This is a genomic window from Acidobacterium sp. FHG110202_01 (genome assembly GCF_059115305.1).
Genome location: NZ_JBZYWJ010000003.1, coordinates 590,622 through 598,456, shown reverse-complemented (window position 1 = coordinate 598,456; position 7,835 = coordinate 590,622). Strand labels below are relative to the sequence as shown.

At 53.7% G+C, this 7,835-nt stretch carries 7 protein-coding genes and 1 tRNA gene; 4 read left to right on the top strand and 4 right to left on the bottom strand.

Translation table 11 applies throughout. The features are described from left to right. Positions 1 to 209: 209 nt before the first annotated feature. Positions 210 to 1,160 (bottom strand): type I-G CRISPR-associated protein, Cas3-extension family, encoded by a 951-nt coding sequence (locus AC5S16_RS08920; protein ID WP_493929696.1) that lies wholly within the window; start codon positions 1,158 to 1,160, stop codon positions 210 to 212. Continuing rightward, complete coding sequence (locus tag AC5S16_RS08915) at positions 1,153 to 1,848, bottom strand: CRISPR-associated endonuclease Cas3'' (protein ID WP_493929695.1); 696 nt, start codon at positions 1,846 to 1,848, stop codon at positions 1,153 to 1,155. Before AC5S16_RS08915 ends, AC5S16_RS08920 begins: the two co-directional genes overlap by 8 nt. A 228-nt stretch (positions 1,849 to 2,076) precedes the next feature. Between AC5S16_RS08915 and AC5S16_RS08910 the strand changes: the two genes are divergently transcribed. From AC5S16_RS08910 to AC5S16_RS08895, 4 genes are all read left to right on the top strand, one after another. Next, positions 2,077 to 2,370 (top strand): hypothetical protein, encoded by a 294-nt coding sequence (locus tag AC5S16_RS08910; protein ID WP_493929694.1) that lies wholly within the window; start codon positions 2,077 to 2,079, stop codon positions 2,368 to 2,370. Continuing rightward, positions 2,367 to 2,948: a hypothetical protein gene (locus AC5S16_RS08905; protein ID WP_493929693.1), complete on the top strand. Its 582-nt coding sequence runs from the start codon at positions 2,367 to 2,369 to the stop codon at positions 2,946 to 2,948. Before AC5S16_RS08910 ends, AC5S16_RS08905 begins: the two co-directional genes overlap by 4 nt. Positions 2,949 to 3,863: 915 nt before the next feature. Beyond that, complete coding sequence (locus tag AC5S16_RS08900; RefSeq protein WP_493929692.1) at positions 3,864 to 4,169, top strand: hypothetical protein; 306 nt, start codon at positions 3,864 to 3,866, stop codon at positions 4,167 to 4,169. A gap of 14 nt (positions 4,170 to 4,183) precedes the next feature. Next, the gene (locus AC5S16_RS08895) at positions 4,184 to 4,927 is read left to right on the top strand and encodes a tyrosine-type recombinase/integrase (RefSeq protein WP_493929691.1); all 744 of its coding nucleotides are present in this window, start codon (positions 4,184 to 4,186) and stop codon (positions 4,925 to 4,927) included. 58 nt (positions 4,928 to 4,985) lie between these two features. Here the strand turns inward: AC5S16_RS08895 and AC5S16_RS08890 are convergent. Together AC5S16_RS08890 and AC5S16_RS08885 are read right to left on the bottom strand one after the other, a co-directional pair. After that, positions 4,986 to 5,060 (bottom strand) — tRNA-Phe (locus tag AC5S16_RS08890). Between the two features lie 127 nt (positions 5,061 to 5,187). Next, complete coding sequence (locus tag AC5S16_RS08885; RefSeq protein WP_493929690.1) at positions 5,188 to 7,674, bottom strand: amylo-alpha-1,6-glucosidase; 2,487 nt, start codon at positions 7,672 to 7,674, stop codon at positions 5,188 to 5,190. Positions 7,675 to 7,835 lie beyond the last annotated feature (161 nt).

The following is a 7,835-nucleotide window of genomic DNA, read 5'->3' as shown; positions in this document are numbered from 1 at the left end:
CGTCCCTCCCCGCTGCGTGCATAGAAAACTCCCGCGCGCGCGGGAACCCAGGCTGTTCTGGCCTTGCTGCACCGCTCTCATACAGGATGAAAATAGGTGGTTTCCGCCAGCAAAGTTCTGGCACGGATTTTGCTCTCCGCACCCCGGAAATCACCCCTTCCCTCCTTTTGACTGGGCCTTCCTGACCACTTTCCGCACCTCATTGCCTCTCAGATAGTGCGTGCAGGGCGGAAGTTGACCTTAAAATTCGCTCCCTGCCCGATGCGTACACGCTGGGCACGATAGACATCTCTGATGCCCATTGCATGCAATGCTTTTCGATCGACATTGTCCTCCTGTAGCATCTCGAGAGACATGAGCGAACGGACTGAAGGTAAACCTATGTAATGTTCCCAAATTGGCCAGGTAAACTCGTCCTCGCGGTTTCTATATTTAAAGCCCGTAGTCTGTAACTCATCTGCTACAGGTGCAGTTGGAAAGAGTGGGAGTGCCTCAATTGCTAATCGGTTAGCTCCTAGTACCGCACGTGCGCCTATTGGCTCTGGATCGTCCCACTGTAGAGCGTATTCGACGGCATCAGAGGGATCCCAGCGCATCGACATCCCCTCTGCCTTCTCCTGTCTCCACCCATCGAAAAGTGCCTGATAGAGATGATCGAAAGTCACCTTCTTTTCCAGCTTGTCCATGGCGAGGAGAAAAAACTGTTTACCCGAACCTGTAATAAAACACAGTTTGGTGTACTCGATCCTGTCTTTATCCCTCTGTTCGCATACCTCGCAGCCGAAGGCTGCTACAAAATCAGCATCTACCCGGTTATTGGGTCTTGCAGATATACAGCTCTCACGAACTAGTTTTTTGAATGTCTTTCCAGGAACATTAATATTCCCAACCTTGTCTTTGTCCTTGTCAAAGTATTTGAGAGCCTCTATAAATGTTTTCGCTGGTGCCCAATGGCTAGCCCGATACAGCATTTCACATAACGCTTCTTCGTTCCCATCAATCCCGTGTAACTTCGGACGCCAGAATCCATCCTTTCGTTCCCACATCATTTCGACTGCTTGTTGAGTTTCAAGGGCAAGCAATCTGAAAACACCTAACGCGGCCAGAAATGCCAGCGGATTCGATCCATCGAGCGCGCGTAATACAACCCCATTAGTCATTTGATACCTCCGCGGCTTCTTCTCTGCTAGCCTGCCAATCTGCAAGGCGAAGCAACGCTTCCAAATAAGCCAGTCCCCACCAGCCGTACTTTGTTGTCAGCCGCCAGAATCGGTCGGAGACACCCCTATCCAAGCGATGTGGTGCATTCTCAATGCGCTCTTGCTTACAAATTGAGATCTGGTTGTAAGAGACACGCTCAGCGATGTCATCCAGAATGACCGGGGCAAATGGCCGGCATCGTCCGTGGTGCGCCGCAACCAGATGGAGAGTCAGATCCCGCATCGGGCCATCCGCTTTCGGAGATTTTTCTGCGAATATCAACGATAGTAGTTCATGGCGAAAACCTTCTGGCAAGCCAGCTAATTGCTGCTTCAACAGGACATCTCTTCCGCTTTTTGCGATGGGTTTGAACGCATAGCGCGCGGCCATGTGGTCTCCGCCACGCAGCCATGCCTGGTAGCGTACGTCTACCTTCCCGTAGTCATGAAGCTCTGCTGCGGCAGCAAGGGCCTTCTGGAAGTCGTCTGGAAGATCGGAAGCCATGATCGTGGCCCAATTTTTAACATGTTCAAGGTGCGTTTCCAGCAGTACCTGCTCTTTATTCGTTTGCTTAGACTGGCTACGACGCGCCCGTAAAACATACGGTGTTTTTTCTCCGGGATAGGTCTCAACAGGTTTCTGCCGCAACTTGTCGAGTTCTTTCAGCTTTCCTCGGTGAATTCACCGAGGCCTCATTGAAGCACTACCTCTACAGACTCGCCTCCGAACTGCCTTTCCACTTTCCTCGGTGAATTCACCGAGGCCTCATTGAAGCACCTCGGCGAGGCGCAAAATGCGCGTTTCATGATCCAGCAGTTGATCTTTCTTCATGAAGAGAGCCTTTGGCAGAAAAACCTTGCATGTCAGGATTAAGGCATGAATTATTCATCTCAAGCACATATCCCTTTCACAGAACTGCCGGCTGAGGCGCGCTTCCTGCTCTTCCTTTATGCCCAGGCTGCCGTGGTGCGTTATGGCACTCACCTGCCAACGTTCAAGGAATTAGCACCGTATGTCGAAGTATTCTGGAATCTGCACAAACTTCGGTGTGAGCACCTTTCCGACCCTAATCGTTTGACTGTTCTCCTGAAAGAGTACTTCGCTTCACTCACAGACAACTGCACCTGCCATATCTCCTCGCACCGCGCCACTTGCAGGAGGATGCGATGAATCCGGAAGAGGCTCTGATCTGCAAGCTCTCTCCAACCCAACGCCGCGACTTCGTGGTGTTGGGTATTCGGGCAGGGAAATCAAATCGCACTATAGCCAAAGAGCTTGGGGTTAACGAAGGCACAGTCCGCCGGGATCGCAAGTTCCTGGACACTCCCACTGAAGAGCGGCCTGTTAAGAAGGAGCGCTCAAAGAAACCCAGGAAAATCAAGCCAGCATACTCTCCTGATGATGCTGCAACTCTCGAACCCCATATGCGACGCATATTAAAAGCACTGAAGGTTTGGATCGCAGACGAGCATATGGTGCTCACAGAAGTCGAGCATGTCCTGCACGAAGCTGGCAGGCTCCTATATCAGAGTGAGAAGTTTACTCAGCAATTCTCTGTACCCACAAAGAGCCCTGCCGAGTTGATTCTTGTCGCCTGCCCGGACAAGTCCGCTTGGGGCGACTTCATCCCCAATCCTGATTACTGGGCCACGTGGCTTGCCCGTTGGCTGGCTCTTTGCCTGCCACGGCAGGAGCAGCTCCAGGAAAGGATATTGCGAGAGGCATCTCTATGGGCTCGATCTCGATAGGCTCCTGTTCGTATACTGATGTCACATGTCTGAGACCCGTGACAAGCGCCGCCGGACTGACCTCGATCTGTTTGTGCTGGCGTTGATCGACAGCGGAATCTCAACTCCCTACGAGCTACAGAAACTGGCCGGCCTTTCCCCAGGGGCAACGATTCCCGCACTTCAGAGACTCAAGGAGGCTAGCCTTGTGCGCGAGGGAAAACCAGGTCCACGGGGCCGCACAGATCACAGAACTACTCCCGCCGGTAAGAAGTTGCTGAAGAGCGGCTGGCGTATTCTTCTCGATGACGGCCCCAGTGGCGACCTGGACGCCGACCTTCGTGTTGCACTGCTAACAATGTGGGCAGGAGAAGAGTATCGTCTGGCTAAGGATTTCCTCCGCCAATCCGCTGACAAAATATCCGCGTCTATTGAATTGACCGCTAAGGACCGCTTACCCGACGAGTCTGCCCCTCTTGCTTGCTGGTACGGCAGATTGCGATCTGCCGCTGCTAAAGCAACTTTGCAAGGAGAATCAGCTGCCGCTCTGGCCATGGCCGAGAATCTCCCCAGATCTTTGTCCCGCAAATCCGCAATGAGGAAGAGAACAACGCGACGGAGAGGGGCTTAAAGTGTTTCAAAAGGCTCTTTGAGGGTTCTGATCTTCAGGATTGACGACGAGTCCTTTTACGCGTGCGCCTCTTCTCAGAGAGGCTTCCTTCTTCCTCAAACAGATCCACATCGAAGAACGACAACTGTAGCGGCCCTAGAAGAATTCGATTCCCTTTTTTAAAAAGCTGGGTAGCTTCTGACAAACGTCTGATCCGTCCTGGAGCAGGAAGCATTCGCCGTCTGAAGCGGAAGAAAGGTCCGGATGTGTGGGTTTTCCGGTGGCGGAATGTCCACACAAATGGTTCGAGAAAGGAAACCACCCGCGTGATCGGAACGGTTCTCGAATATCGCACCAAAGCTGCTGCCGTTAAAGCTGCCGAGGCGCTTCGGATCAACATCAACAGTGCAAACCCTCGTCCGTCTGTTTTCGGCATGACATTTGCAGAGCTGGCCGATCACTATGCGGCGAAGGAGCTTGAAATCAACCAGGAGGAAGCTCGGAAACCGAAAGCCTACTCCACCATCGAAGCTAATCAGCGTTATCTCAGGAGATGGAGCCCGTTGTCATCGAAGAATAGTTGTTCGACTTGGGTCGGGGAGAGCAGAAGCTGGCAAACGGGACACGGCTGAAGATCCGGAACATCATGAGTGCTGTATTTCGCCACGGGATGCGCTATGGATTTCTACCCAGAGATGCAGAAGCGAATCCGATGAAATATGTGAGGCAGAGCGGTCGTTCTACCAAAGAGCACACCGTGTTGACTCCGAATCAAGCCATGGCTCTTATTGGATATCTACCGGAACCGGTGAGAACTATGGCATTGCTTGATGCGAGTACCGGGCTTCGCGCCAGCGAACTGACTGGACTCCGTTGGGAAGACATCGACTTTAATGCCGGTGTTTTGCATGTACGACGGGGAGTGGTCTACTCAGTTGTTGGCGAAACAAAGACCGATGCATCCAGAGGCCAGTTGCCCTTGCCCACTTCCTGCTCCAATTCTCTGCAGACTTGGCGTCGGGAAACCTCTTACGCCAAACTAACGGATTGGGTCTTTGCAAGCCCAAGGAAGCGCGGAAAGAAACCGTTCCGTGCAAACTCGCTTCTCCGCCGGCACATGAAGGCTGCTGCTGCAAAGGCAGGAATCAGTGGCTCGGTTGGTTGGCACACGTTCCGTCGCTCGATCTCAACTTGGTTGATCGAGAACGATGAGAATGTGAAAGTAACACAGGAAATCATGCGCCACGCCAACAGTCGCACGACTCTGGATCTGTATGCAAAGGCGGTTACACCGTCTAAGCGGCAGGCACATGAAAGAATTGTCACCCAGCTTCTCGCTACACAGTACGGACAAGGACAACCTGATGCAGAAACTGCATCTGTGAACTGAATGTGGGTCAAGTGTGGGTCGCGTTTTTGGAGCTAAATCCCGTAAGCCCTTTAGAATGTGGTGGCCAGGGACGGGATCGAACCGCCGACGCCGGCCTTTTCAGGGCCGCGCTCTACCACTGAGCTACCTGGCCTTGGGAATCCAAGGTGCGCCTCAGCCATGCTGCCGCGCGGAGGATGTCTGCGAAGGGGGCTGCTAAAGCCGGACGGCTTCAAGAGAGCAACCTGGTGCCAAACAACCTCATTTAGTATAGCAAAGACTCACCAGCTAAGCCGCACCGTCTGCCTCTGATACCCGGCTCCCTGGGGAAACGCAACATGCAGCTTGCCGAGGCCGGAATCGCCTTCGCGCGGCATGATCGTCGCACCTTCCGTATGCACTGCATTGCGTAATCCATTCGCACGCAGAGGAAGTTCATACTCGCTGCCACCTTGAGCCTCAAATTCCAGCACCAATGCATGCGCATCCTCTCTTTGACTCAGCACCTTGAGCTGTTCCGTTCTTGCCCCGGGAAGAGGCAGGCTATGGGGAATACTTACTTCTACAGCCGGAAGAGCGATTCGCAACTCACCGCTCTTCGCCGCAACTCCTTGCGCAGAAGCCAGCTTTACGCTGTTGTTGCTGGCACGGACAACCATCGAATTCCCCTGGCGAAGAAACTCCAGGTCAACAACATTCGCGCCTACGGGAATATGCCGCAAAGCAGCATGGTCCCAATCAGCCGGCAGGTGTGGATCGACAATGATGCTGTTGCGGCCAGCGTCTACAGTGACCCCGAAAAGCCCTCGTATCGATGGCGTAAGCACCATAGCCGATGACCACAGTTGATGCGTCGTGCTGCGTCCCAAAGGCTGAAAATATGCCCCGGAAAGCAGCTCCGTCACCGAGCCCAGGTCCTGCGCCCAGGTAAGATCAGCGTTCTGCATCAGGTGCGCATAACCGGAGAGCGTGCGCCCCGCGCGGTACTCAGCAAGCGAGGCCCATCCGGTAAACAGCGGCCACACCGAGCCCTGGTGATAACTGATCGGATCGTAAAAAGCCTCGTGCTCGCCCAGATCGCGCAATCCCCAGTCAGTAGAAAATTCGCTCGAAGCCCAGCGCTTGAACATCGCATCGGGCTGCTTAAGCGCATAGTGCCCGTCCCACCATGCGACCGATGGATAAATCGTGGCCGTCTTATCAAGCGCGCCGTCAGCGCCGCGGCTGAAAGCATACATCGACCCTGCATATTCCTGTTCGATGGTGCTGGCAATCTTCTGTGCGCGGGACTCCGCCTCCTTCGCCTCATCGCTCTTATGCATCATCGCTGCAAGACGAGAAAATGCTCCGCTTGCCTGCTGATCGAGCGCCGCCAGATAAATCTCCTGGTGCGGCATTCCCGGAGGCCAGCTTTCAACCCATCCCGTGCCCTGAGAGTTGTCATAGATGCCGTCGCCATCGGTGTCATGAGAGCGTTCGAACTGCCACGCCTTCGCAACCGTATCCCAGTGCCGCTCCAGAAATGCTACGTCACCGCTCGCATTGGCATAGTCCTCCATTGCCATAAGAAATAGCGGCGTTGAGTCCGCTGCCGCATATTCATAAGGAAATTTCTGCCAGTCGACCATCTCCGCCGTCTGCGAATACTCGTGCATGATTTTGCCATCATCGCGCTGGCGCTTGATAAGAAACTCAAGAGCCTCGCGCGTAAGCGAAAAATCTCCGTAGCTGTTCACTGCATAAAGTGTGTAAAGCGTGTCACGGCCAAAGAACCAGCCAAAACCCGGGCGGTTGGAATCTCCCGAAGAATAGAAACCCGCAACCAGACCAACTTCATTGCCATGGCGCACACGCAGTTGATCGATCGAAATTTCCGCCCAGCGCAGCGCTTCATTCAGTTGCTTGTCTGGAGTCTCAGCAATTACGCGCTTATCGAAGAAGTGCGCGTAATAGTCCGCAGTCTGCGCATAGAGTTGCTGCGTTTGCTGATTCAATCGCTCTAACTGCGCACCTAGCGCCTCAGGCTTGGCAGACGCAGCATCATTGCCTACAGCCATCAGCAGCGGAAAGTATTTACCCGCATCATGCTTCGGATCAAACTGCAGAATCAGCTGCAGCGGCCAGAACTTCGGACGTTCCTGATATGGTGCAAGAATTCCAGGCTGCGTCCCGGGCATTCCAATCGCTCCAGCCAGATCATCCGAATCCGTGTGCAGGATGTAGTAACCACCATCACCCCGCTTCACCCACTCCGGAGACGGCGCGTTATAGTTTGGCGCAGGCCACATGCGCTTCACTTCCGGAATGAAAGAGAACGTCAGCTTCACCGGCCGCGCAGAATCAACCTGAAAGATCGCCATCACACCCGTTCCGTTGGATTCGCAGTGCGTAGCAAAGAGAATTTCGCGAACCGTAAAAGCGGCATGTGAATAAGTGATCGTAGTGCGCTCAGGAGCAACTTCAATTTCCGCGGCCTGTTCATTCACATCGATCGGCACCGAGTAGTCCTGCACTTCAGCCTCAATATGGAAATGGCTGAGCAGCTTGACAGGAAAGACCCACGACTCAAAACTGCCATCCTGTTGACCGACCAGCGTGCCGCATTCGGCGGCAACAGTAAAAGGCTTCTGAGGCTCGGCATGTTGCCGAATCGTCAAATCACTCGCTGCCAGCGGAAACTGAGCTACAGATTGAAGCTGCTGCCCGGCTAATCCCCGTGTCATGAAAAAGATCGCTGCCAGCGCAAACCGATACCATACACTTGTCATGCAATACACCTATAGCATTTCCAAAGATGGTGTATCTCGAAACCACAACACTCAAGTTGACGCGACCATCAGGGAGCGGCAACCTGGCACAGGGCCTCAAGAACACAGTTTCTTTGGAAATGCCGTAAAAGGATCATCGTAATGTCTTGGGCCAGCCGCCG

Coding starts and splice junctions, on each gene's coding strand:
- AC5S16_RS08910 (WP_493929694.1), top strand. CDS start 2,077: ATGAATTATTCATCTCAAGCACATATCCCTTTCACAGAACTGCCGGCT.
- AC5S16_RS08885 (WP_493929690.1), bottom strand. CDS start 7,674: ATGACAAGTGTATGGTATCGGTTTGCGCTGGCAGCGATCTTTTTCATG.
- AC5S16_RS08895 (WP_493929691.1), top strand. CDS start 4,184: ATGAGTGCTGTATTTCGCCACGGGATGCGCTATGGATTTCTACCCAGA.
- AC5S16_RS08920 (WP_493929696.1), bottom strand. CDS start 1,160: ATGACTAATGGGGTTGTATTACGCGCGCTCGATGGATCGAATCCGCTG.
- AC5S16_RS08905 (WP_493929693.1), top strand. CDS start 2,367: ATGAATCCGGAAGAGGCTCTGATCTGCAAGCTCTCTCCAACCCAACGC.